Annotated in this window: 1 protein-coding gene; it reads left to right on the top strand. The window is 57.6% G+C overall.

Annotated features, from left to right (window positions below; genetic code table 11):
- On the top strand, positions 1-255 hold a 255-nt coding region (locus tag JHD64_RS21740), incomplete at both ends, for a GTP-binding protein (RefSeq protein ID WP_233170660.1).

Genomic DNA, 255 nt, shown 5'->3' with positions numbered 1-255 from the left:
AGTTCGGTGGCGAAGCCAAGGACTACTCCCAGATCGACAGCGCGCCGGAAGAAAAGGCTCGTGGTATTACCATTAATACCGCACACGTAGAATACGAAACCGAGTCCCGTCACTACGCTCACGTAGACTGCCCGGGTCACGCCGACTACGTTAAGAACATGATTACCGGTGCAGCCCAGATGGACGGCGCTATCCTGGTATGTTCCGCTGCTGACGGCCCGATGCCGCAAACCCGCGAACACATCCTGCTGTCCC

It is taken from the genome of Aquitalea sp. ASV15, assembly GCF_016429115.1.
GTDB classification, from domain to species: domain Bacteria; phylum Pseudomonadota; class Gammaproteobacteria; order Burkholderiales; family Chromobacteriaceae; genus Aquitalea; species Aquitalea magnusonii.
Note: the sequence above shows the minus strand (reverse complement) of the source record. Positions and strands in the feature narration are given on the sequence as shown.